At 35.4% G+C, this 25,407-nt stretch carries 18 protein-coding genes and 2 pseudogenes; 1 reads left to right on the plus strand and 19 read right to left on the minus strand.

Features of this window, described 5'->3' with window-relative positions:
* Positions 1-92 precede the first annotated feature (92 nt).
* The 8 genes and pseudogenes from HG567_RS03315 to tnpA all read right to left on the minus strand — a co-directional run bounded on the left by HG567_RS03315 (position 93) and on the right by tnpA (position 15,639).
* Positions 93-8,108 (minus strand): SNF2-related protein, encoded by an 8,016-nt coding sequence (locus HG567_RS03315; protein ID WP_202163989.1) that lies wholly within the window; start codon positions 8,106-8,108, stop codon positions 93-95.
* 19 nt (positions 8,109-8,127) lie between these two features.
* The gene (locus HG567_RS03320) at positions 8,128-10,389 is read right to left on the minus strand and encodes a type IV secretory system conjugative DNA transfer family protein (protein WP_165530250.1); all 2,262 of its coding nucleotides are present in this window, start codon (positions 10,387-10,389) and stop codon (positions 8,128-8,130) included.
* On the minus strand, positions 10,386-10,904 hold the full coding sequence (locus tag HG567_RS03325; RefSeq protein WP_202163990.1) for a replication regulatory RepB family protein: 519 nt from the start codon (positions 10,902-10,904) through the stop codon (positions 10,386-10,388). The genes HG567_RS03320 and HG567_RS03325 overlap by 4 nt, the downstream gene beginning before the upstream one ends.
* Positions 10,901-11,845, minus strand: a complete 945-nt coding sequence (locus HG567_RS03330; RefSeq protein ID WP_165530262.1) for a CpaF/VirB11 family protein — start codon at positions 11,843-11,845, stop codon at positions 10,901-10,903. The genes HG567_RS03325 and HG567_RS03330 overlap by 4 nt, the downstream gene beginning before the upstream one ends.
* A 4-nt stretch (positions 11,846-11,849) precedes the next feature.
* The gene (locus HG567_RS03335) at positions 11,850-12,122 is read right to left on the minus strand and encodes a hypothetical protein (RefSeq protein ID WP_180373640.1); all 273 of its coding nucleotides are present in this window, start codon (positions 12,120-12,122) and stop codon (positions 11,850-11,852) included.
* Positions 12,123-12,139: 17 nt separating this feature from the next.
* Entirely contained in the window at positions 12,140-13,111 is a 972-nt protein-coding gene (locus tag HG567_RS03340; RefSeq protein WP_202163991.1) for a hypothetical protein, read from the minus strand.
* 12 nt (positions 13,112-13,123) lie between these two features.
* Positions 13,124-15,118 (minus strand): annotated as a pseudogene (locus tag HG567_RS03345) (collagen-like protein); the annotation flags it as partial.
* A 92-nt stretch (positions 15,119-15,210) separates the two neighbouring features.
* Positions 15,211-15,639 (minus strand): IS200/IS605 family transposase, encoded by a 429-nt coding sequence (gene tnpA / locus HG567_RS03350; RefSeq protein WP_001878871.1) that lies wholly within the window; start codon positions 15,637-15,639, stop codon positions 15,211-15,213.
* Between the two features lie 68 nt (positions 15,640-15,707).
* Between tnpA and HG567_RS03355 the strand changes: the two genes are divergently transcribed.
* Positions 15,708-16,991: an RNA-guided endonuclease InsQ/TnpB family protein gene (locus tag HG567_RS03355; RefSeq protein ID WP_202163992.1), complete on the plus strand. Its 1,284-nt coding sequence runs from the start codon at positions 15,708-15,710 to the stop codon at positions 16,989-16,991.
* Positions 16,992-16,993: 2 nt separating this feature from the next.
* Here the strand turns inward: HG567_RS03355 and HG567_RS03360 are convergent.
* From HG567_RS03360 to HG567_RS03405, 11 genes and pseudogenes are all read right to left on the minus strand, one after another.
* Positions 16,994-17,233 (minus strand): annotated as a pseudogene (locus HG567_RS03360) (collagen-like protein); the annotation flags it as partial.
* Positions 17,217-18,416 carry a DNA type IV secretion system protein ComB10 gene (locus tag HG567_RS03365; protein WP_202163993.1) on the minus strand — a complete coding sequence of 400 codons (1,200 nt, stop codon included), beginning with the start codon at positions 18,414-18,416 and terminating at the stop codon, positions 17,217-17,219. The pseudogene HG567_RS03360 and the gene HG567_RS03365, both read right to left, overlap by 17 nt.
* Positions 18,413-20,041 (minus strand): TrbG/VirB9 family P-type conjugative transfer protein, encoded by a 1,629-nt coding sequence (locus HG567_RS03370; RefSeq protein WP_202163994.1) that lies wholly within the window; start codon positions 20,039-20,041, stop codon positions 18,413-18,415. Before HG567_RS03370 ends, HG567_RS03365 begins: the two co-directional genes overlap by 4 nt.
* A complete protein-coding gene (locus HG567_RS03375) occupies positions 20,038-21,204 on the minus strand; it encodes a VirB8/TrbF family protein (protein ID WP_202163995.1) in 1,167 nt (388 codons plus the stop codon). Before HG567_RS03375 ends, HG567_RS03370 begins: the two co-directional genes overlap by 4 nt.
* Positions 21,197-21,331, minus strand: coding sequence for a type IV secretion system protein VirB7 (locus tag HG567_RS07760; protein WP_237393069.1), 135 nt, complete (start codon positions 21,329-21,331; stop codon positions 21,197-21,199). The genes HG567_RS03375 and HG567_RS07760 overlap by 8 nt, the downstream gene beginning before the upstream one ends.
* 1 nt (position 21,332) lies before the next feature.
* Positions 21,333-23,897 (minus strand): VirB4 family type IV secretion/conjugal transfer ATPase, encoded by a 2,565-nt coding sequence (locus tag HG567_RS03380; RefSeq protein WP_202163996.1) that lies wholly within the window; start codon positions 23,895-23,897, stop codon positions 21,333-21,335.
* Positions 23,897-24,133, minus strand: a complete 237-nt coding sequence (locus tag HG567_RS03385) for a hypothetical protein (RefSeq protein WP_202140151.1) — start codon at positions 24,131-24,133, stop codon at positions 23,897-23,899. Before HG567_RS03385 ends, HG567_RS03380 begins: the two co-directional genes overlap by 1 nt.
* An 11-nt stretch (positions 24,134-24,144) precedes the next feature.
* A complete protein-coding gene (locus tag HG567_RS03390; RefSeq protein ID WP_001177721.1) occupies positions 24,145-24,408 on the minus strand; it encodes a hypothetical protein in 264 nt (87 codons plus the stop codon).
* A 9-nt stretch (positions 24,409-24,417) separates the two neighbouring features.
* Entirely contained in the window at positions 24,418-24,708 is a 291-nt protein-coding gene (locus HG567_RS03395) for a TrbC/VirB2 family protein (RefSeq protein WP_021176075.1), read from the minus strand.
* On the minus strand, positions 24,705-25,184 hold the full coding sequence (locus HG567_RS03400) for a hypothetical protein (RefSeq protein ID WP_165508556.1): 480 nt from the start codon (positions 25,182-25,184) through the stop codon (positions 24,705-24,707). The genes HG567_RS03395 and HG567_RS03400 overlap by 4 nt, the downstream gene beginning before the upstream one ends.
* Entirely contained in the window at positions 25,181-25,405 is a 225-nt protein-coding gene (locus HG567_RS03405; protein WP_202140153.1) for a hypothetical protein, read from the minus strand. Before HG567_RS03405 ends, HG567_RS03400 begins: the two co-directional genes overlap by 4 nt.
* Positions 25,406-25,407 lie beyond the last annotated feature (2 nt).

Here is a 25,407-nt window from a genome sequence, read left to right on the forward strand (position 1 = left end):
AGAGTTCATAAGTGGCGTAAGGCGTAAATCACGCCACTTAATGCCATTTAAAAAGCTGAAGAGCTTGTTAGATTTTTTGCTGGACTGGTTTTTCATCTTCTACCCCTTGATTTAATGATTTCTACTTCTTCGTTCTCGTAGTAATCAATATTGTTAGTGGTTATAAGCTCACTAGAAGAAATATTTTCAGTGCCTTTTTCTATTTCTTTCTCAATCACTTGCTCTATATGTTGTCTTACTTCATCATCGCTCTTTATATCCCTCTTAATCTCTTGCTCTTTATTGCTGTTTTTAATTTCAGTCATTTCTTTACTCTCATTCTCTAAACTCGCTCTTTTTTCAGCGTTCATTTTCTCTAAGACTTCTTGAGATTTAGGGTTGAACACAGGCTTATAATCTCTGTCTTTGCTCATTTTAGCTAAATCATCTATTAGAGTTTTATGATCCCATTTTAAAGCTTGCAAGTATTCTAGTCGTGGGTAAGGAGGTCTTTGTTCCACTAATCTTGTGTATTTAGCGATATTTTCTTGAGTGATTTTAATGGAGTTTTCTAATTCCTTGATTTTTTCAGGGAGTTTAGTGATAGCGTTATCCAATCTTTTTAAAAACCCATCAAATTTAATCTCGCCGCAGAAATTATAAGAGCTAAACAGTTGGCTAGTATCGTTTTTATAAACCATATTGCTAGGGCTATAGGCAATATTTGGATTGTCTTTAGGGTTTAAACTAAACTCCACTTGATACTTAGTTTTATAAGCATTCACCACAAAGCCCTTGTATTCTAAAAGCTTACAATCTCTTTCCTCATTGAAAAACAAGTCGTTCAAATTGCTTGCAAATTGCTTTTTAATAGCGTCTAGCTTTTCTTTATTTTGTTCGGCTATTTGCTTGTTTTGTTCTTTGAGTTTTTTGTGCGTTAATTCTTCACTCATAGAGGCGTTTTCTTTTAAAGGCTCTACTTCTTTAACTTTGATAAGCTCATAATCCTTACTCTCTTCATTTTTCAAATCATAGAGCTTGATCTCTGTATGAATGGGGATCATTACAGAGCTTTGAAGCGTTTCTAAATCTTTCAATTCCTGTTTGAGATAATCCCATTGAGAAGAGTTGTTTTTCAAATTCTCTTCATTGAAGTAATGCTCTTTATTGAAGGCTTTGTATTTTGCTTCTTCGCTTTTAATCTCCGCTCTCAATTTGACTTCTTCAATAATCAAGGGATTGCCTGTCGCTTCTGCTTTCATCTCACTCGCATTAGAACTCCCCATAGTGAAGTCTTCTAATTCATTCAAGCCTAATTTGTGCGCGTTTCTAAATTGCTCTATGCCTTTAGATTTAGTTTCTATGATTTGCCACATACGGCTATCGTAAGTCTTTTCAGTGGCGTAGCGATAGATTTTCATTCTAAAGTTTTCAGGATCATTTTGGTGTAAAATATTGCCTTGCCTTATCCCACGCCCTTCCATTTGCAACAATTCATCAGGCCTCCATGGGCAATCTAATTCATGCATAGCGACTAATCTTTCTTGCACATTAGTGCCTACGCCCATTTTAGCAGGACTGCCCAATAAAACCCTGACTTCGCCACGATTGAGCTTTTTGAACAAATCCTGCTTTTGCTCTTCGGTTTTAGCGTCATGGATGAAAGCGATTTCATTTTGTGGGATACCCATTTGGACTAAATGCCTTAAAACATCGCTATAAACATCAAACGAACAGCCTTTAGCTAGCTCTTCATCTAAATCAACATTTTTTGCCTTTTTCTCTTTGAGTTCGTTTTCTAATTCTTTCTTGCTAGGCGCGATGAGATTGCCATTTTCATCATAGCTAGACAAGCTCTCTAAAAGCTCTTGAGCTTCATCTAGGGGATTTTTGTTTTCTATTCCATGAGTGCTATCTGGCGCTTCTAAACTGACTTTTTGGCTATGGGTTTTGGGTGTGGATAGCCCTATGAAACCAAGTTGTGTGCCTTTAGTGGCATGAGTTTCTAAATAATTCTCATAGATATTTTCTGCCATAGCATAGCTTTTAGAAAATTCTTTTTCCACTTTAGCGTTTGGATCAATCAAGCGGTAATCCAAAGCCACTTTTCTAGCGTCTGTGGTGCAAGAAAGGATATTGTCTTGCCCTTTTTTATTTTTCTTGCCTTCGCATTTTTGCATCCTATCAATGATAGAGCCTTCATTATATTTGCCATTTTCATCCGCCACGCCAATAAATTGAGCCACTTCTTCGCTTCTTTTCACCACCATATTGATAGGTTTATCCCCATACACTTTAGGCACAAAGTGGGGGTTATGCTTTAAAATATCATCATTGGAGACAATATCCGCAAAAGCTCTATACATGGTGCTTAAGCCTTGCACATCGCTAAATTTAGAAAAGCGATTAACCATTTTATAACTTTGAGCGGAAGTGTCTAATTCAAAATCATTCACCACTTCCCCATAAGTCTTTGCCCAATCATCAAAGAATTCTAAATCTCTTTCTTTTAACACATCAGGGGTTAAATAGCGTTGCAAGTGATACATTTCACTTAAGGAATTAGCTATAGGCGTGCCGGTTAAAAACATGATTTTCTTATTGTTTTGATGCAAGTAGCGCGTTTTAATCAACAAATCTCTGGCGCGATTAGAGCCTTGTTGGTTACCAAGCCCTGCAATTTTTTCCATAGAAGTTTCAAAGGCTAGATTTTTGAATAAGTGGGCTTCATCCACGATCAAATTGTCAATCCCCATTTGACTAATATCAATATGAGAGCCTTGTTTTTCTAAAATCGCATCGTATTTAGCACGGATTTTATCCAGCTTGTTTTTAAAGGCTCTTTCATTGGGTTTTTTAGTTTCTCTAGGGTTATTTTTATAAGCCAGTTCTTGCCTTTCAAAGTTTTTTTCGGCATTCACTAGCTCTTCTTCTTTCAATTCTTCTATGATTCCTCTAGGGTTAGACAATAATTCCAAATGGGTGTGCGCGATAATCACAGCGTCATAATTGTTGTTAGCGATTTGATTGAATAAAAGCTCTCTTTCTTTTTCAGTGATGTCCTTGCTACCAACAACTAACACATTAGCGTTAGGGTAAGCCTTATAAAATTCATCGCCCCATTGCTTGGTTAAATGGTTAGGCACGGCAATGAGCGTTTTATTCACTAATCCCATGCGTTTTTGTTCCATGCAACTGGCTATAGCGCACAAAGTCTTGCCTGCTCCAACCTGATGGTCTAAACACACCGCCTTATCTTGGATGGTTCTAAAAATAGCGTTCTTTTGGTGGGGGCGCAATTTGATATTATGATTAAAGCCCTCTAGTTCTAATCGCGAGCCATCATAGGTTTTTAAAACCAGGTTATTGAAAGTGTCATTATAGATTTGCTCCAAATGGGTTCTTCTTGCATAGTCTTTGTAAATCCAGTCTTTAAAGGCTTCTTTCAATTCTTCTGCTTTTTGTTTGGCGAGATTGCTTTGCTCTTCATCAGTGATAAAAATTTCTTTTTTAGGGTCATTAGGATCAACTTGGGCGTATTTAACGCTCAAATCCTTGTTGTTTAAGACTTTATTTAAAAGGCTTTCAAAAGGCGCTTTATAAGAATGCGGTTTGTCTTTATGCCTGATACCATAAAGCTCGTTTAATTCATTGTTTCTAACAAAAACTTCATAAGCACCGCTTAGGTGTTCTACTTTGATGTCTTCTTTGAGATTGCCTAGTTGGTAATCTGTCATTTTATCGCCGTATTGCTTTTCATAATGGTTAGCGCTCAATTCTATTAAAAACTCTTCTAAATACTGAGTGGGTATCCAAGGGCTGTTGATATGAGCCATGATTTCAGTGGCTTTCAAATCTTTAGGGACAATCAGCTCTAGATCTTTCACATTAGCCTCTAATCCCTCCACGCCTTGATTAATGGCTTCTTTAACTTCTTTGAGTTTTCTTTTTACATTGCCGCTCAAATAATCGTTCGCTAAAACATAGTCGCCATTATCCTTGTGGTCTTTATAAATAAGTTTTTGCTCTAAAAGTTCTTTGATCGTGGTTTCTAAACTTTGGGTTGTGAAATGATCCCTAATGAAATGCAAATCCAAACCCCCTTTTTGATTGATGCTTGCAATTAACGCCTCTTTAGCGTTAGTGATGATGAGTTCTTTTTTAGGGTTCAAAGTCCTTTCAAAAAAGATTTGAGCTTTTTTAGCTTGAGCTTGCCTTGGCTCTATGTTTTGCATTTTAGCGCTTCTAGGGGTGATTTCTTTTTCAAAGTCTTTTTCTAATCCTAAGACTTTAGCGCCATACAAATCTTGTTTGATGTCCTTGCGGTTTTTGTTTTCATTGAGATAGCCAAATTTCTTGACAAATCCATCATAAACAAGATTGAGTTTAGCCCTCTTGTTTTCTAGCTCTAAATCAGAGCTTAAGGGGTTTAATTCCGCGCTCGTTAAATCATTCAAAGCGTCTTTGATTTTAAAATAGGCTTTTAGTCGTGAATCTTGGACTTTAGAGTTGATTTTAGTGGGTTTTAAAAAGATTCCCATTTCATTATTTTGTTCTAGTTGGAAATAAAGATTATCCCACTTGACTAATTCCCCCCTTTCTAAATTTTTGATAAGCTTTTGAACTTCTTGATAGCGTTCGTTATTTGCATCAATGATGAGAGCGTCTGTTTTAAGGGTAGTCTTATGGTATTGATAGACATCTTTAGGCAATTTTTCTATCGCTTGTTGAAGCGCTTGGGATAAATCCAAGCTCTCATCTTCTAAGGCTTGCAACTCGTATTTATAAATTTGTTCGCCATTGATTTCAAAGCTATAGCGGGTTTTTTCCAAACTCAAATGCCCTAGAATGTTTTCAGGGTGGTGGATAAAGTATTCATTTAGGGTTTGTTCGTTGAGATGGATATTATTCTCGCCAACTTTATCCATGAAGCCTTTGATGATCTTATAGTCTTGTTCTCTGTAGCCAAAGTTAGCGGTGTCTATTTTTTCATACCAGCGTTGCAATTTTTCTTGTTTGAAACCAAAATGGCTTGCAACCGCATTGACAATCTTAAGTTGATCGCTAGGGATAAAACTATCAAAGCGGTTGTTTTGCAAGGCAAAAAGGGTTTCATCGTCCAAGCTATTAATGATCTTGTCATAATAGGGCATAGCTTTAGTGAAGCTTTGATTGGTTGCTTTTTCAACGCCTTTTTTGAAAAACACAATGTCGCTAGTTACTTCTGCTCCTGTTGCTTTAAACACGCTATTAGGCAGTCTTATCGCGCCTAAAAAGGTGGCGTTTTGCGCGATGTGTTCTCTCATTTTAGGGTTTTTAGCATCCATAAACCAAGAACTCACCACAAACGCCCCTATGCCATCATCTTTCAATTCTTTGATAGCTTTCCCTAAAAAGTAATTATGAACGCTCTCGTTACTCAATTCTTTGTCATTAGAGCTATAGATTTTATGATTGCCATAAGGAGGATTGCCCACAAACGCATCGTATTCTTGATAGAATTCGTGGTTTTCTAAAGCGGTGTTTTGGATGACTTGATTAGGGTAAAGGAATTGAGAAATATTAGCGCTAATAGGATCTAATTCTGTTCCCATAAAGCGGTAATTCTTATCGCTTGGCGCATGAGCGATGAATTTGCCTGTGCCTAAACTGGGTTCAAAGATTTCTTTTTGATGGTTGTTTTGATTAAACCCTAATCGATCTAAAGCCTGATAAATGCTATCAATAACCAATTTAGGGGTGTAGTAAGCGTCTCTTGTGCTCAAATAAGCTCTTCTGAATTCATCTTTAGTGAGTAAGGCTTTTAATTCTTCAAATTCTTCAGGGTGTTGATCTTTTTTAAAGTAGCTCTCTAAAGCGCCCCATCCGCTAAATTGCGCTAGGATTTCTTGCTCTTTTAAAGTGGCGTAATAATCGCCTTTTAAGATCTCTTGTTTGGTTTGCAATTCTTTTAAAAGCCTAATAGCTTTTATGTTAGCCTTATAGCGGGTTTTAGCTCCTTTAATTAAAACTTCTTCGCTCGGCTTAAAATCTATTTTAGGATTAAGGGGGATAGCTGGCGTGGTTGGTGTTTCTTGCTCTTGTGTTTCTTGTTTTATCGTGGTTTGCGCGTTTTCTTGCGTGTCTTGCTCTTGCGCGGTTTGTTCTTGAGCGTTATTTAACTCTACGCTATTGTCTGTTATCCCACTCTCTTGTGTGGGATTTAATCCTATGCTATTAGAGATAGCGTTTAAATCAATGGCTTGACTATCTGGCGCGTTGAATGCGTTTAAGGCTTCATTTGTTGTTTCAATGGATTTTTGAATGCGATTTTCTAAAATCTCTAAGACTTTTTTAGGGCTGATTTTTAATTGGAATTTGTCATAAAAGATTTTAGTCGTAGGGTCTTTAAGGAGTTGTGCCCCCACAAGGCTATCTTTTAAAGGCTCGTTGTTTTGAATGGCTTCTAAGAGCCTGGATCTAAAGTCAGGCTCGCTCGCTATAGTGTTGTTTCTAATAGCGTTAAGCAAGCTTTCTAAATGGTTTAAATTTGATAAAAGTCCTCTCTTTTGATCCCTGTTTTGTTCAAGGTTTCTAAGTCCATTTGGTGCGCTGAGTCCTGCATGATGTAATCGGCTTTGAGCAGGTAATAATACTGATTGATTTGAGCTTCCTTGAGCAATTCCAAATCGCTCACCCCTTGCGCCCTTTTGATTTGCGCTTCCATTCTGTCTAGGGCTTCTGTCTCCATTTTCGTTTGCTCTATCACTGCTTTTATCAAGCTCATTATTGTTCTGTGATCTTTGGTTTTCATGGTCTGTGGGAAATAATGAGCCCACCTGTCCATGATCAAAAAGGCGTAAGCGTCCAGTCTGTCCTGGCTGTTCTCTAGAGAGAGAAAGCCCCAAATCTCTGGAGCTATTTTGTTGATGAGATGGGGATTGCGGTGGCTGTGGTATTCCTCTCTCATTTGGGGGATTATCCCCTTTTTCTTCGCTTCTTGCTCCATTTTCCATTCGGTTTGCTTGACTTGATGCGCCATTGCCATCCGCTCTTGCTGATACTCTATCTCCTCCAAATACATGTTCATGTAATCTATCTCGCTCTCTATGGGGTTTTTCTGAAACTGCCTGTTGGTCGCTAGATCTATAAACTCCTCTTGTTCCTCCCTGCTCTCTAGGCTCAATAAATAGATTAGGGTCTTGGTGTGAAAGTTCTTCATCACTCGATCGCTCCATTCCCTCTTGTTGTCCTCCATGTTCGCTTCTGCGGTGAATTTCTTGCGGAATTCCTGCTCTAGCTCTGCTCGGCTCATCTGCGCGATTCGTTCTTTCTTTTCCATTTGGTTCTCCTAAATTTTGTTGCTCTAATTCTAAATCAGCCAAGCTTAAATTTGGATGATTATTATCATTATTTTTAATAATATTGTTAGAAGTATTAGTCTCTATTGTATTTTTAATAGTGTCATTAGTATTCAATTTGGTATTTTCATTGTTTATTGATTCAAAAGGCAGTTTGTTATAGAGCTTAAAATACTCAGCGCTAGAAATACTAGGGATTATTTCTCTTACCAATTCACCAGCTTTTGTTGTTTCTACTTCTTGGTAAATGTCTTTAAGATAGTCGTATTCTTTAGCGATTTCATTGCCATTTTCTAAGGTTTTTTGATGCGTTTCATTGTGGTGGATCAATTGGATTTCTAAACCTTGTTCTTTCAATTCTTCTAAGCTGTTTGTGTGGGTTAGAATTTCAATTTCTTTTGAAAAAAACTCTTTGTTGTTTATAGTGTCAATCAGATCGTATCTTTTAGTGATGCGCCTTTCAAACCCTTCCTTATTCGCTTCATAAACACGAGAACTTTCTTTTATCTCACCATTAGCAAAGAACCTAACATCTTCTTTACTATTATCCTTATATATTCGTTTTTCAAAGCTTAAATACTTTGCCCATTCAATAGGATTTCTAGAAATCATGCTTGCTGTATTGATCTGAGTTTTCACGACATAGGGGAGTGGATCTTGTTTTTCATTAACCTTGTCTGATTCTTCAGTAGGGTTGCTTATGGCAATATCACTATTATCTAAGATGCTAAATAAATTCGGTTCTTCTCTTAAAGTTTGAAGTTTCTTTTTGCTGGGTTTATATGCCATTTGTTGCTCCTTTTAAAATTTAACTTTGGGTGTCTTGTAGAACTTCTTGTTCGCTTTGTTCATCGCTTTGTTGCATTTTCTTAAATAAGGCTCTTTTTTCTTCCATGCTGATTTCACTCAGTGGCTTTTTTAAAATCTCATCAATTTCATTGTGATTTTCTTGATCTGTGTTTTCATTCTTGTTTTTTTCTTGTGAAGTAGTGTGGTTTTCATTATCTTTCTCTCTTTCTGTTAGATTTGAATTTTCACTCTCTTTTTGTGGTGTAGTGGGGTTATTCTCGTTGGTCTTGCCCTCACTATCCTTGTTTTCTGTGTTTTCCCCCTTATTGCTTGGATCTAAGTTAGCTTTGTTTTGATTAGGGGTTGTTGCAATTTCTGTAGTGGGTTGCGTAGACTCTTTAAATCTTTTTCTTTCTACTTCTAAATCAATAGGCAAGCTAGCTCTTTTTAAAAGCTTTTTATCTTTAAACCAATAATTAGCTTTAAGTTTTAAAGGGGTCGCTTTAGCTCCTGTAACAATGACAATAACTTCATCTGATTCTATATTCATAATGTCTTGGGCTGTGAGTAAATTTCTACCCTCATGGCTATAAGAAGAACTACCTCCAAAGACTAGCTGACCCTTTTCAGTAGAATAATTTTTAGATTGTCTAGTGAATTCGCCCACTTCCTTAGAAACAATCTCAGCATCTTCAGCGCTATTCATCTTAAAGACAATGTTATAATGCACCACGCCTTTTAAGATTTTCAAATCATCATCGCTATAATATTTTCTAATCATCGCATAATCTTGCGTGATGAATAAGGGAACGACATTATAAGAGCGACAAAGTGCAGGCATTTCTAACAAGAAAGGCAATTTACCAAATCTAACAAATTCATCTAAAATCATATAAATGCGTTCTTCTTTTTTAGAACTTTCATTAGCTAGTAAGTTTTTAGCAATACTTTCTAAAATCACTCTAACTAAGGGGGCAAGCGTGTTGATGTCTTTTTGAGCAATCACAATATAAAGACTGATATTGTCTGTTCTTAATTCTTCATAATCAAAGCTCATTTTAGAAGTAGCAATTCTTACTTGATTGCTTTTAAAAACAGACACAAAGCGATTGAAAGTAGAAATAATACTTGCAAATTCTTCTTCAGCACTATTAGCCCACGCTCTTGCATCATTTCTTACAATTTCATCTAACGCCCCTTCACTTCTAGGGGCTGGTTCAGGCTCATTTGGGTCAAAATTTCTAGGGTCTTTGGGGTCAGCGTATTTTTGCTCTGAAACTTGCAAATACCACAATTTTCTCGCATTCACATTAGGAATTAAAATAGGCTCATTAGTTTGTGGGTCTAGAATAATTTCGCCTGTCTTTTTGTCGTGCTGATAGAGCTGTTTGTAATAGCGACTTCTTTTATCAATTAAATTGACATAGTCTCTATTTGGACCCATAGCCACATCAAAAAAGTTTGTTTCATCTTTGGAACAAACATCATGCAAGGCATAAAAGCTAAACAAATCTTTCGCTTTAGATACCCAATGGTCTTCGCCCTTTTCTTCGCTAATAAAGACATTATTAGCATTCTCTTGCACAAGTCTTAGGCGTTGGTCAAAGTTCATGGGTTTTACAATCCTTTTATCAAAAGGATTGAAATAACAAGTATTATCATCACCATAGGGATTAAAGATTAAAATCCTATTGTTTAAGAATTTTTGTCTATATCCAGCAGTTTTATCTCTTAGTTCGCCTTTAATATCAGTGATAATACAGCTATTAGGCAAAGTCAATAAATTGGGTAAAGCCACGCATGCAGTTTTACCAGCTCCGGGCGGTGCAACAATCATGGCTCCTAAGGGCTTGTCATAACACACATCTCTAAGTTTTGGAAAACCAAATTTACCTAGAATAAAGCCCTTGTCAAATTGCACCCCTAATCTATGCACTACCTTACAAAAGCCCTCTTTACTAAAGACTTTAAAGCACTCTATGTCTTTAACATTAGCCCATCTCGCATAGCCATGCGAAGTTTCTTTAGTCTTTTGAATACTCATATAAATCGTAGCTACTAAGGGCATTAAAGACATTATCATAGTGATATAGACTTCAAATTTTAAATCTAAGATACTCGCCCCCTTATAAAGCCCTATAAACACGCTTTGAGAAAAGAAATAAGCCTGTCTAAACGACTTTAGGGCATCAAAAACATAATAATTTGCCAAGATAAAAAATAAGGGGATAAGTAAAATGCTAAAAAGCACGCAAAAAGCTTTCACAAATTGCATTTTCATTCATTATCCTTTTTTGGCTCAGTAGCAGATTGTTTTTCATTAAGAGCATTGAGAATTTTTGAGATGGTGTTAAGCTCTGTTTCGCTTTTTTGCTCTTTATAGATTTGGAGCAACAATTCCAAAGAGACTTTTTTGCAATCTTCTATGTTTTTATTGAGCGTATCCATAGTCTTAAAAAGCTCTTCTAAGAATGCTAAATTCTGCAAATAAAAGGGCTTGTTATACTTAATGGCAATGTTGGTGTTCTTGGCTATTTGGTTAATGTTATTACCATTAGCCATGAGTTCTTTATAGACATGTTGGTTAAGACTGATGACTTTAAACAAGCTTTCATAAAAATCCCTTGCTCTTAGTGTTTCTTTGCTAGGGTCTAGGGCTAATAAAAGGCCTTCTATACACTCAGTAACGCTAATTTTTTTGACTTTTAAATAATTTTCTAAAATGTCCTTACATTCATTTGAAATAAAGCAATTGATACGCTTACCCAATTTTCGCTTGTTTTGATACTTTTTCATAAGCTACTTTCTAATTCTTTGGTGGGTAAGATTTCTTGAATATATCTAGTGTTAGTGGCTTTATCAAGCACAATTTGAACGACAATATCTACACTGCTTTCAAAGAATTTTCTTGCTACACTGACATCTAAACCACTTTTATTCATCTGTAGATTTAAAGCAATCGCCTCTATGACCCCATGCACACTATCTGCATGTAAAGTAGAAACCATTCCTTTATGTCCTGTGTTGCCAAACCTTAAAAAAAGCAAGGCATTTCGTGTGTCAATCTCGCCTACCATAAGTCTATCAGGACTCATTCTCATTGCCATATTCAAGGCGTTTTCATAGGTAAATTTAGAGCTTTCAGTTTTATCCACTAACAAGGATTTATGATTTTCAAACGCTCTTAAATCTAATTCTTCGCTATCTTCTACACTCACTATTCGTGTGTGTTTAGGGATAAAGTCAATCAGAGCGTTTAAAAAACTTGTTTTGCCACTGCCTGTTCCTCCGCTAATGAGTAAGTTTTTACCCTCAATCATCAGCTTTTGTAAATACTCATAGTCGTATTGACACACACCAGAAAGCTTGAAAGCTTTTAAATCAAACTTTTTCTCGCTAGGCACTCTAATATTCAAACTCAATTCATTATCCGCACTAATAGCAAAGTGGTTCATGCTCACTCTGTATCTAGAAGTAGGAATGGAAGTATTAAGGGTGGGGTAATTAGCATTAAAGAACAAATCTCTAAAACTCGCTAATTGTTCCCCAAAACCAAGCATAAAGGCTTTATCTAAATTTTCATCAAAGACTTTTTCTCTAGTTCCATCAAGCTTATAGAGCCAAATTTCTTTTTCTTTATTCATAATCAGCTCTGTAATACCGCTATCTAAATAAGGCAAGAGCCTCAAAATAGCGTTTCTTAAAGCCCTATAATCTTTGAGTTTGTTTAAGTCCATCAAATTACTTTCTTTTTAATTCTTCAATCTTTTTACTAAGCGTTTCAATCTTGTTATCCAAGTGCTTAATGCGTCTTTCAAACTCTCTTTGCAAGCTTTCACGCTTATTGATAGCCTTGTCTAATTCATCAGTGCGTCGAACAATTAAATTGGCGTTGTTTTTTAATTCCTTAGCTTTTTGAATGTTATTCAATGGCATTTCTGCTTCCTTTGGTTTTTGGTTTTCATTATTTGAGCTAGTTTCTAACTCGTCTGCTTGTATGTTTTCATCTAACATCATTGACTCCTTAAAAATTAAAATAAATAGGCGTAGTTAAACGCTATGTAGCTAGAATTAGTCGCTTTGGTAATAAAATTAGAAAATAAGACTTCGCCCTTAAAATTCCCGTTTTGAGCGACAATTTTGCTAGGTGTTAGGGATTGATAATTGATTGCCCCTCCAAAGCGATAATTCACTTCAAATTGATGATGATTTAAGTAATAATGAAGTCCAATGGTAGGATAAAAACCATGATTAAAAATATCTTTAGGCTTATTGGTGATAAACTCACTACGCATGGTTTTTATGGGGTCTATTTTTGCAAAATAATATTGCATACGCCAGCCAAATCCTACACTTAATCCTAGTGTGTGGCGGTTCTTTTTAATGACATTTAAAAAATCAAACAAATACTTTATATCTAGTCCAAAGTTTAAGGGCGTGTAATTAGCGCTAACCTTAGAATTGTAAATGTCTATATTGGTGCTTACAGCACTAGGTGTGCCTCCATATAAATGCGTTGAAAACTTAATCCCATGTCTTTTTGTAGCTCCAAAGTAATGCTGATAGCCCATTAAAACACCCATATTAAAATTAGCGTTACTAGAAGTGTGGCTATAAGTGATTAAATCATCTGTAGCATTAGAGATAAGGCTTAGATTTTGAGTGAATTTTGTGCCTGTAATAGCAATTTCTGAGCCTAAGAAAAAGCCATTTTTAGTTTGCATAGCTTTGAAATGTTTTTGAGATTTCTTTTTTTCTTTAAATTCTCTTTTAACCTGACTTTGCAACAACTCAGCGCTCTTTAAGGGGGCTTTCTCTTGAATAATATTGTGTGGGGCACTCTTTTGTTCTAGCTTGTGTTCTAGTTTTTGCTCTTGTAAAATGTCTTCTTCTTTCTCACTAGGCATAATGGCTAAAAAATCGCTATTATCCACAAAGCTTTCATTCGCATTCAAGCAACTAAGACTAGCTAAAAACAAGGCTTTCTTTAAATGTAAATCCATTACTTTCCTTTCTTATTGGTTAGGGACAATCCAATTATTGTGTGAGGCACAAGAATAATTGGCATTAGGCGTTTGCGCCCATGAGCAATATTTGCCTTTGCTAGATGGTTTCCATTCACTCCCATTGCTAAAGGTATAGTTCATGCAAAGATTACCATTCCCATTAGGGCGGTAATAAGTGGATTGCCAATTCGTAAAATCTTGCGTGTTAATGATTTGCTTAACGCCATTATTGAGATTAAGCTCTTGGCTTAAAGTAGTGAGTTCAAAATTTTTACGATATTCATCGCTCAAATTAAGACGATTGATATAGATAGTTAAAGGAATGCGTTGGAGCGTTTTTTGAGCTTGTGAGGCATAATAGTATTTGTAAGTGTCATACACTGCATCACTATCGCCCTCATTTCTAGGGCGGATATATTCAATGGTTGTGCCTTGGTTGATAGTTTTATATTGCGTAACCCATTTAGCTAAGGTTCTTAAGCCTCCATTAAAATAGCCTGTGTAAGAATGGGTTTTAGTCCAAGAACCCCAGCCATCATTACAATGAGAAGTGGTGGTTAAATCACTGCTATTTAATGCCATTTTTTGAATCTCAAAGGTAGTGTATTGGGACAAATTATCATTAGAACCATCTGTGGTGTTTAAATCGCCTACCTCTTCGCCTTTAACTGAACTTGCAACATTGATTTTGGTGTAAGGTTGAACAATTTTAGGCGCTTTACCCATATCAGAAGTGTAATCACAGCCTGTTATATTGTAGTATTGATTAGCTACCGTATCAAAGATACGAATTTGAGTGGGGCGATAAGCCTCTAATTTAGCATCATCAAACTGCCACTTCCCACAAGCATAAGTTTGATAACTAAATTTCAAAGGACTAACCACATTATGACTGATAAAAACCTTTTGTTTAGTGATAGGGTCAATATAGTATTGATTGATCACTCTTTGAACCGTTCTAGTGGCAGGGTCATTATCGTATTTGACTAATTGTTCTTGCACCCCTGCAAAATCAGTGCAACTTTTAGCCACATGGATTAAATTATCAAGTCCACGAAATAAAATCTCTGTTTGAAAAAAGCTCGCACTCCCACTCCCATAGCCTTTATTTGTCGTAGTATCTAGTTTGCATTTATTAGCGTCTTCATACATAGGAAATTCAAATTGTTTGCCTACTAAATCCACACAACCGCCAATATTCACGCTTTTATTTTCTCTGTTAATGAAGTAAAATTGCGTTTGTTTAATGGCTTTCATGTTTTCAAAGTCATAGCTGTATTGACAGACATTATCGTTTCTAAAGGCTTGCATTTTAAAGCAAGAGCCATTTCTATCTACAATATCTAAACTCATCGTATTGCCATTTCTAACAGGAGCTGTGCAAAATTCATTGGTATAATGGCTATCTGCACTAGCAGTGCCTCCATTAGCGCTGTTGCTCCCATTAGCTCCGCTTGTGCCATTACTACCATTACTTCCATTAGCACCACTACCATTTTGAAGTCCGGGCGAATAAGGGAAAGGGATAAAGCCTCCCCCCATGCCTCCCCCTGAGCTTGTAAAAGGGGTATAACCACTATTAGAACTCCCACTAGAGCCACTACCACTCCCAGCAATTGGGGGGAATGGGTCAGAACCTACGCCTTGATAGCCACTTGTTCCATTAGCTCCATTACTTCCATTACTTCCATTAGCACCACGAGAACCATTAGTGCCACTTGTTCCACTCATACTAGAGCCATTAGCCCCATTAGAGCTAGTGCTATTGCCTGTGTCTCCATAACCACTTGCATATCCCATGCCACTTGCTCCACTCCCATTAAAACCTTTGCCATTTTTACTAGAAGTATAAGTGCTTTTATTTATACCTATGGCACTAGACATCTCACTATCATTCTCGCCACCTAAGACAATCCTTGTGCCTTTTTTAAGCACTAATTTGCCTTTAATCTCTTTTATAGCGTTTGGAGGGCTTTGTAAGGTCTTATAATCATTACCCTTTTTAAAACCACCCAAGCAGAAATCCCAAATATCTTTAGTGTTTGGGATGAATGCTTTAGTTCCGCTAGGAACTATAAAAAACCTTATGAGTAAAACTAACCTTGATTTTCTATATACGCCTTGATCGTTTCAGGGTTAGCCTCACCGATAGAGCAAACAAAAAATCCATCAGTCCAAAAAGTTTTTTCTTTCCAAAAGTGTTTTTGCAATAAAGGGATAAATCTTTTATCGCGCCAAACTCTATAAGTGGTGATCTGTTTGATTTTAGCAATAATGGAGCTAATAGACATTCTAGGGATATATTGAACCATTAAGTGCAAATGATCTATATCGCTTTCCATCGCAATGATAATGAAATGACTTTGGGTGGCTATCTCATCTATAACAGACTTAATAAAGTTATTCAAATCCCCTTGCAACAACTTTTTTCTATACTTACACACTAAAATCAAATGGGCTTTTAGATTATGCTTACTTCGGTTGGTTGAAATATACCCCCTTAATGGGTAATGGTTTTTTCTCATTGTTTAGCCTTATTCATTATTTATAAAAACATTGTATAATAATACAAGATAAAAACAAGGGAGTTGTTTTGCTTAACGCTATCAAGTTTAGAATTTATCCTAACGCCCAACAAAAAGAATTGATTTCTAAACATTTTGGCTGTTCTAGGGTAGTGTATAACTACTTTTTAGATTACCGACAAAAGCAATATGCAAAAGGCATTAAAGAAACTTACTTCACCATGCAAAAAGTCTTAACCCAAATCAAGCGGCAAGAAAAATACCATTATCTCAATGAATGCAATTCTCAAAGTTTGCAAATGGCGTTAAGACAGCTTGTGAGCGCTTATGATAATTTCTTTAGCAAAAGAGCGAGATACCCTAAATTCAAATCCAAGAAAAACGCTAAACAATCCTTTGCAATCCCCCAAAACATAGGAATCAAAACAGAGACTCAAACCATCACTCTCCCTAAATTCAAAGAGGGCATTAAGGCTAAATTACACAGAGACTTGCCTAAAGATAGCGTTATCAAACAGGCTTTTATTTCTTGCATAGCCGATCAATATTTTTGTTCTCTATCCTATGAAACTAAAGAGCCTATCCCTAAACCTACCATTATTAAAAAAGCGGTAGGTTTAGACATGGGCTTAAGAACGCTCATTGTTACAAGCGATAAAATAGAATACCCACACATTCGCTTTTATCAAAAATTAGAAAAGAAACTCAAACAAGCGCAAAGGAGGTTAAGTAAAAAAGTAAAAGGTTCCAACAATAGGGAAAAACAAGCTAAAAAGGTAGCCAGATTGCATCTAGCTTGTTCAAACACTAGAGATGACTACTTGCATAAAATCAGTAATGAGATAACCAATCAATACGATTTGATAGGGGTAGAAACTTTGAACGTTAAGGGGCTTATGAGAACTTATCATTCTAAAAGCCTTGCTAATGCGAGTTGGGGGAAATTCCTTACTATGCTAGAATACAAAGCCCAAAGAAAAGGGAAAACCCTATTAGGCATAGACAGATTTTTCCCTAGTTCTCAATTGTGTTCTTATTGTGGGTTCAATACAGGCAAAAAACATGAAAGCATCACTAAATTCACTTGTCCTCATTGCAACATCACACACCACAGAGATTACAATGCGAGCGTCAATATCAGAAACTACGCTTTAGGCATGCTAGATGACAGGCATAAAATAAAGATAGATAAAAGTAGGGTAGGGATTATCCGAACTGATTACGCTCATTACACTAATGAGCGCATCAAAGCTTGTGGAGCTTCCTCTAATGGGGTTATTTCTAAATATGGCAACATATTGGATCTAGCTAGTTATGGAGCTATGAAGCAAGAAAAAGCCCAATCGCTTTAGCGGTTGGGTAATTCACTATGAGTTACCATAATAGAGAGATTAGACCTATTCTTAGAAACCTTGTAATGACCCATAGCAAGAGTGTTTTCTTGCACCTTATTACCCACAACTACCAAAGCTTTAAATTCGCTATTTTTTCTTAAATTCCAATCTTGCATGGTCTGTATCACAAGGGCTTGGCTAGTTGAAAGCGCTAAACATAAACTCATTAAAATTTTAAAAACATTAGATTTCTTCTTCATTGTTAACTTCCTCTTTTGTTGTGATTAGGGGTTTTTTCTCTTTAAAAAACTCCGCTAGAACCTCCCCATCTTTTGGTTTAGGGATAAAAATGTCTAAATTAGGGCTAATAAACACTCTGCTCCCCTCTCTAATGATGATAATGGGGTTTTGCGCTCCATATTGTCTTAGCATTTGATTGATGACTTGGTTAATCCCCATGCCTGTGTTTCTAGTGAGTTGCATAAGCAAATAATCCCCAAAAAAAGGGTTGCCATCACCTTTTTTGTTTTGGTTATTAGCTAAGGCTGAAGTAATTCCTATTAAAAGCCCATTAGAAAGCGTGTTAGTGAGTAAGGGGATACCATAGCGTTGAAAATTTCGGCTAATGTATTTGCCTACTAAGCCATTATAGCCTTTCACATCAGCCCCTCTTGCATTAGTGAGCATGATATTGATGCCTTGAGGGGTGATAATTCTAGTCCAAGCAATGTTTAAGCGGTATTGTCCGATTTGATTATCGTTGTTGTAATAGCCTATAACCTTAGAGCCTTTAGGGATTAGCACCGCTCTACCCATAGAGGCAAAAATATCGCTCTCTACTTGAGCGGTTACTTTTCCAGCAATTTGAGAGTTAATAGGCGTGATTAAAAAGGCTGGTATCATTCTGTCAGCGGTTATAGTTCTTAAGAGCTTATGCTCATTAGTGCCAATGTCTTTATATTTTAAATTAGTAAAACTATCCACGCCATATTCCGTCTCAGGCTTAGTAGCTGGTTTAGTTGGCTCTAAGGGTTTAAGGCGTGTGTTTAAAAACTCTAATTGCTCTTTAGTATGTTTTGGTTTAGGCTTTATTTTAGGGGGGCTTTGTAAAACTTGTTGTAAATGCGTAAGGGTGTTATGTTGCTTGTTTAGATTGTTGTTAAGATGACTATAATCTGTAATGATAGGATTAGTTGAAACATTAGCAGTAGTTGGAGCTGTAGGTTGTGGCGTGGTTGTTGTTTTGGGGCTTTCTTCTTTTTTAGGTTCTTCTTTGACTTCTTCAAAGAAATAATCACTTAGGGGGAATTTACTCTCGCTTGTTTGAAAGATTTCTTCTTTATTGTTATTGTTTGAGCCTTTATTAGCAAGCAGTCCTAATGCCATTAAAACGCCAAAGCCCCCTATAACTAAGCCTATCTTTTTAAACAAGGATTTATTCATTTTGCTCTCTTTGCTATCTTTTCTATGCAAAGATAGGCTTTACCAAGTTTTAAATTCCATTGATTTGAAACATCTTCAGCGATTAGATAATCGCCCACCACTCTGCTATTAACAGGATTATCATAGCCATCTACAACCTTATAAACCACAGGGAATTTACTTCTAGCATTAGAGCGGTTGAACTTAAAATAGGTGAATTGCTCATCATTAAAGATTTGAGTGGGTAAATCATCTTTGTATTTAGATTTAACAGCCTTTTTGCACATCCATAAGCAATACCATTTGCGTTTTTTCTTATCTATGATGACATAACCATATTCCATTTTTTTCTTGTTGATATAGATGTGATTGACATTGTCCCCAATCCTAATGAACTTGCCATCATCTTTGATTTTGGCGGAGTAATCTACATATTTCATTTCATCTTGGCTGTGTCTATGCTCTTTAAAAGTTTTAGTGTTATTACTAATCACTTTAAAATTTTCTGAAGCCTTTCTAGAATTAGCTAGAGCGTTACTAGGGGGATAACTAGGGGATTTGAAACGATTTAAAGAAAGGGGAGCATTTGCTATTGCTGTTTTAGTGGTAGTAGGGTTTTTTGACTTTAGGTTTTGTTCTTTAATGCTTGGTAATTTTTTAGCTATCTTTTTAGGAGCGTGGCTTACTTTAATGTCTTTGTTTGGGGCGCTATGAGTGGTTTTAATTTCTTTATTAGTTTCTTTTTTGGAGCTAGTAAAATGTTTAAAATACTCTTTAGAAGACACATACACCATTAAGGCTGGGTTTTTAGAACTCGTATAAGTGGTTGAAAACACATAAAAGCTATACACCTTACCGCTTTTTCCAATGATAGTAAGGTTGCTATCCACTCCAATTTGTAAAGGCTTAATGAGCAAAATATTAGAAATCAAATGTTCTTTATCTTCGCCTAGCATTTTAGTAGAAAAACCTATATCATCGCCCAAGACTACTTGAGCAATGGGTTCATCAAAGATAAAAGTGGTTGTCATGGCGTATCTTAGGCGAATATTGAAAGTATCGCCTATGGTGTAATGGATAAAATGAGCGTTATCTTTGATAGAGCGGTTCTTAGCAAAGAAGTTGTTTTGGATAGCGTTAAAATTAGTCATGGGTTTTAGGGTGCTATCGCTATTTTCGTCGCTTTCTTTAGTTTCATCATTTGATACATTAGGTTCATTATTAAGGTCTCTATTGTCTTTAAACGCACTAATAGGCACATCATTAGGTTTTGGACTAAGCTTGTTATTGACATAATTAGTGGTGTTAGTGATAGTTTGCTTAGTGTTATTAAGAGCGTTATTAGTGAATTGCTTGGCGTTATTTAGCATTGTTTGAGTTTGTGCGTTATTTGGTTGGTTATTTTGTATAGGTGTAGTGGGTTGTGAATAAGGGTGATTTGGTATAGGTGTTTGCATAGAGTTAGTCTGTGTGTTGTAGTTAGTGATAGGTTGTGTTTCTTGGTTAGTTTGGTTATTAAAGGGTTGTAAGGAAACATCGCCTTTTGAATAATCCATTGGCTCATTATAATTTTGAATGTTATTTTCTGCTAATAAGGGAGCTAAGAGTGATATTGAAAAACTAATTCCCCTAAATGCTCTAGTCATTGTTCTCCCTTATTATTAGGCTCGTTAGCTGGGTTGTTTTGAGGGTTAGTTGGTTCAGGTTTTTTGTATTCAATTTTAGAATGGGGTCTTTCTACTTTCTTATAAGTCTTATCTAGGGCTTTAATGCTTGCGATTTCACTCAAGGAATATTTATCTACGATAAAGCCTGTAGGGTTTTTAGGCATAGAACTATAATCAAATTGAATAAGGGGCTTAAAATGATAGATTAAAGACACTCTGTAGCGTTTTTCAGAGATTAAATAGCCTTTATCAAAGACCTTAGCTACAATATCTGCTACAGCGATATTTTGTTGTTTACCTTGCTTATAGATAGAAATATTGATGATTTTAATTTCTCTATCCATATTGGACTTAGAATAGATACTGCCCTTGCCTGATACTAACTGCTCTAAAGTCTTCCACACTTCATTAGAACTTTGCTCTCTTATGGTTTCATTCAAGCGGATATTGTCATCAATATGATTGATAGTTTCTCTACCCATAATGTAAGAGCCGACTAGATTTCTTAAAAACGCCTCGCCATAATCTACTTTAGTGTCTGCTTTTTGCACCACTGCAAAATGTTTATCGCTATTGGCAAAATCCACAAAATAAGGTTCAATCTGTTTTAAAGGCATTAAAAAAGCTAGAGCCACGCTTAAAGAGATAACTCCTATTAAACCTCCTATAGCTAGTCTATACGCCATTTGAGTGTTCTTTCTTTGTATTTCAAACACGCTAGATAAATCTAATTCATCTTTTTTAAAACTCTCTAGCTGAGCGTTTAATTTCGGCATAACATTGTCTTTAAGCTTGTGCGTAACAATGCGTTCTAACTCAGGCAATACCCTTTCTTGAATTTTATTCGCCCATTTTTCAAAAGAGATTTTTTCTAGCTCTTGGTTTTTAGCAATGTTTGTTTGAATGTTTTTAATTAGCTCTTCTTTATTTTCTTTGGCATCTTGATTTAAAAGCGCTTCTTTATGGCAATCTTTTTCTTTATTTTCTTTATCTTGCTCTTCTTTTTGTTGGACTAAAAACATGCTTAATCCCATAAAAAAGCATTTAGCGTATTCTTTGATGTCTTCTTTAGAAAAAGAGCCTATCTCAAAGGAATTTTCTAATTCTTTTAAATGCTCTCTTATCTCTTGTAAATTAGACATACAAGCCCTCTTGAATTATGGGTGTATTTAACGCACAAGGGGATTTTTTCATCTCTATGAATTTATTTGAGCATGCGTTTAAAATCACAGCCACTAATATAAAAGCTAGATATTGCATCTTTTTCATGTTAGGCAAGCACCGTTTCTAAGTGTTTTTTATCATCAAATTTTTGATAGGTGTTATTGACAAAGACTTCTCTCCAAGTAGTAGGGTAATGCTTAATGAGATTTTCAATGTGTTCTACCATGCTAGAATTAGAGCTAAAGATTTGTAAGTAATTACCCAAAGAGCTAAGGCTCACATCTATAATATTAGATGAGCCATCATTCATGTTTTTGAGTAAGACTTTGTATTCATTAACGGCGGTGTTTTCTAAAAAATGCTTTTCAGTATCGCTCAGTCTAATGCCAAATTTATCGTTTAAATCTTTGGTATCAATATTTCTTTGGGGATACAAAATCAACTGCCCCATATTTTTAATAAAGCTTTGAGCGTTTCTCACTTCAGTTAGCTGGTTAATGTCTTGTAAGGCTAGAACAATCACTCCATTAGCCTTTCTGGCTTGAGTAATGATTTCATTGATTTTTTTATTCATCATTTCATTTTGTGCGTAAGATTTAAACTCATCAATAAAGCATAAAAAACCACGATTGATTTTCAAGGCTCTATCAATCATCTTATGAAACACATAGTAGGCTAAAAGCCCAGCGTCATCATCATTATGTAAAATGCTATCGGTATTTATGGTGCTAATGCGAGTTTTAAAATCTAGGCTATCCATTCGGCTAGAAAATAAGGAAGATTTTAAATAGTCTTCAAAACTACTATCTAAAATGTTTGTATTGGTTTTAACAATGGCATTGACAAACTCTTTTAAATCAAAAGGAAGGGGTAATTCTTGGTTGCTAAATTTGGCTTGTTTGACTTCATCGTTATAATTTCTATACATAGTATCAATAGCATTTATTAGGGCTGTTTTATCTTCTACTTTATCTTTATGGTCATCATAGCTATCCACTTTTGCCATTTGGGCATAAAAATGCAATAAAAAGGCTCTATTAGTTGCGCTATCTTCTAATGAAAAAGGGTTGATATGAAAGTTTTCGCCTTGATTATAAATCCCATCAAAATACTTGGTAAAAGAATACAAACCATTTAATCTATCAAGAGCTAGAATATCAATGTTAGAGTATTTTAAAGCGCTCATCATTAAATAGCTAATGAGCGTGGTTTTACCAGCTCCTGTTGCTCCTATAATCATCGTATGCCCTACCACTCGTGCAACATTATGGGCTAACACGCCTTTATGTTTGACTTCTTGGTTGTGGAAGTTAAACAAATAAGGGCTATGGTCTAGGTTCTTAAACACAGATAAAGGCATATCACCCCAAGAATTTGCCCTAAAACCTGTATTATTTTTTTCAAACAAGATTAAAGAGGCTATCACTTGGGAAGTTTGATTTCTCATTCTAGGGTTAATGTTTGCATTATTAGGGAAGAATGAAAAATAAGAGGGTTTTAGCCCTATGGTTTCTGTAACACTACCTAGTCCAGCGTTATTAAGCAAGGATAAAATCTCTTTTAAAGATTTGTCTAATTTGGCTTTGCTCTTAGCTCTTATAACTAAGTTTAAGGCGCACTCTTGCATACTCAAACGATTGGCTTGCACCAATTCTATATAATCATCAATATCATTTTTCACCATTTTAGAAAGCGTGAGTTTTTTCTTGGTTTTTAGAAAATTCAAGCTTTCAAACTGCCCTAATGAACGGATATGAAAGATTAAATCTAATTCAATTTGCGTGTGTAAAAGGGTAGAAATGGGGAGAGAAGAAATTTCTTCACTCTCATAGTTTTTAATACCCACACACGCACAAAAGGTGCTTTGATTTTGAAATTCAATGACAAAGTAATCTTTTTTAAAATGCACATTACTAGCAATATAGCTATCGCTTAGTCGCTTTAATTTAGGATTAAAGGCGATGTATTTGCCATTGATATACTCCGCATAGAAATTCAACACTTCTTTAGAATTTAAGAGAGTGGGTTTAAACTCTCTTAATGCGTTTTTCACTCTTTCTATGGTTTGAATGAGTAAGGCTCTTTTACTTGTGGCGCTAAAGGTTGTCTTTTTTTTGAACTTGTTTTTCTTGTCTTTTTTAGAGCTTGTGTTTGAATGGGTCTCATTGGAGTTATTTTCATTCTCTTTAGAGCTTTCTTCTAATTCTTCATTGATTGAAGTAGTCATTTCTAATTTCTTTTTCTCAAAGAAAGATTTGACATTAGAAGTAATGCTCTCAAACACTAAAAAATATTCTGTTTTATAGATTTCCTTGCTTTCAAATTGTGTGATAATGGCTTTGGCATAAGGGTTGTCAATGTTGGGGCTTTGATTGATAAATTCTTTACGCCTTTTAGCTACAATCCTTAATTGAATGTCCTTACTAATGGTATTGAGAACATTTTGTCTTGTATCAAAATAGCCCTCCAAATCTTTTTGCATTAAATTAGAATAACTTAGTCCTTGTAAAGACATAATAGCGACTAAATTTTCTTGTTTGGTGATAATAAAAGTATCATCATACAAGCCTAAAATGTTGCATTCCTCTGCCATAGAATAGGTTTTTGGCACAAAACCTGTTAAAAGCTCTATGGCTTTCTCTTTGCAATATTTAAAAGCGTTTTCTAGCATTAAGAAGACTTTCCTTTTCTTTTAGGGGGCTTAGAATTATTGCTTACATGCAAAATTACATCTTTATGAAAATCATCTACAATGCTTTTAATACCACAAACAAGAGTATAAGCGTCATTATATTGCTCGTTTTTCTCCAATAAATTCACACTCTCTTTCAATTTAGAGATAGTTTGCTCTAAGTTGTAAGCAATGGTCATTTTATTAGGTTTTTCTACTACGATTTTTTGTTGCATATTCTTTCCTTTTAAGCATAAAATGAATTAGATTTGGTTTTAATCTTGGAATGAGCGATTAAAATGTCGCTTATATCTTCATCAAAAAACTCCGCTATGCTAAAAACCAATAAAAAGCACGCATACAGCATAAGAGAGTTCAATATATCTAGCCAAGGTGTCATTACAAATGGCACAAAACTTGAGAGCAAAAAGCTCTTAGCATTGAGCCAAAGAAACTTTTCTTTGGAACTGATTTCTTTGAGATTAGAAACTGAAATACCGACTAATTGCATTGATAAGCCTTAGTTACCAACACTAGTCATAAACCATTGAGCTAAGGCTGGGGCTTTAAAAAATATCAGCGTTCCTAAAACAACTCCTAAAATAGTTAATAAGATTTCTTTCCATCTATCTAAGTTTTTCCACACAAAAATACCAATAGCAATGAATATGATCATTAAAATGCCCTTACCTGTAGGGCTTTGGAGTTGTTGCTCAATGCTATTAAAAAAGGTAGTTATATCCGCTTGTAATAAAAGTGGTGAAAAACCTAAAAAGGCGATAAGCTTTCTAAAATGTCTTAATTTTTTCATGCAATGTTCCTTTCTTTTTTAATCACGCAAAATTGAGCTATCACTTTATAAGATTGTTGATTGAGCTTAAAATCCAAGTGATAAACAACAAGCTCTTCATCTTTTTCCAAACTTTCTTCATTGACAACTTGTGATAAATGAATGATTTGATTTTTTAAGGCTTGTGTCATTTCGTAGGTAAGAACCTTTAAAACACCCATTTGCTTGATTTGAGCTAAATTCAAAGGCTCTTTGTCTTTTAGTAGGGCAAACTCGCTCTCAAAGGTAAAATGCCCTAAATTGTTTTCTAAAAGTTGCTCTAACAACAAGAAGTCTTTATCCCATAAATAACTACAAGTAAGCTCTGTTTCACTTTCTAATGTTTTTGCGATTATCTTTTGTTCTTTGTTTGAATAAAACTTTTCTAAATGCTTTTTAATGTCTAGCAATTTTTCATCAATTTGTATGGACTTTTTGTCTAGGGTTAGTTCAATCATTGTCTTTCTCTCTTTGTAGATGGTTGGCTTTGAAATAAAATGTCGCTCGTTGGTTCAAGTATTTTTAAAACATGACCTTTTAACTTCTCTTGTAACAATTCTTTTCTAAACAATTCTTCTAAAATTTTGTTCTGCGTTTCTGTGTCTGTCTGCGAAAAATCAATTTGTAAAGTTTTTTCATTCAAATCAAAACAAATATTCAAAATATCGCTTGGTGTCATTT

This window comes from Helicobacter pylori (assembly GCF_016755635.1).
GTDB lineage: Bacteria > Campylobacterota > Campylobacteria > Campylobacterales > Helicobacteraceae > Helicobacter > Helicobacter pylori_CQ.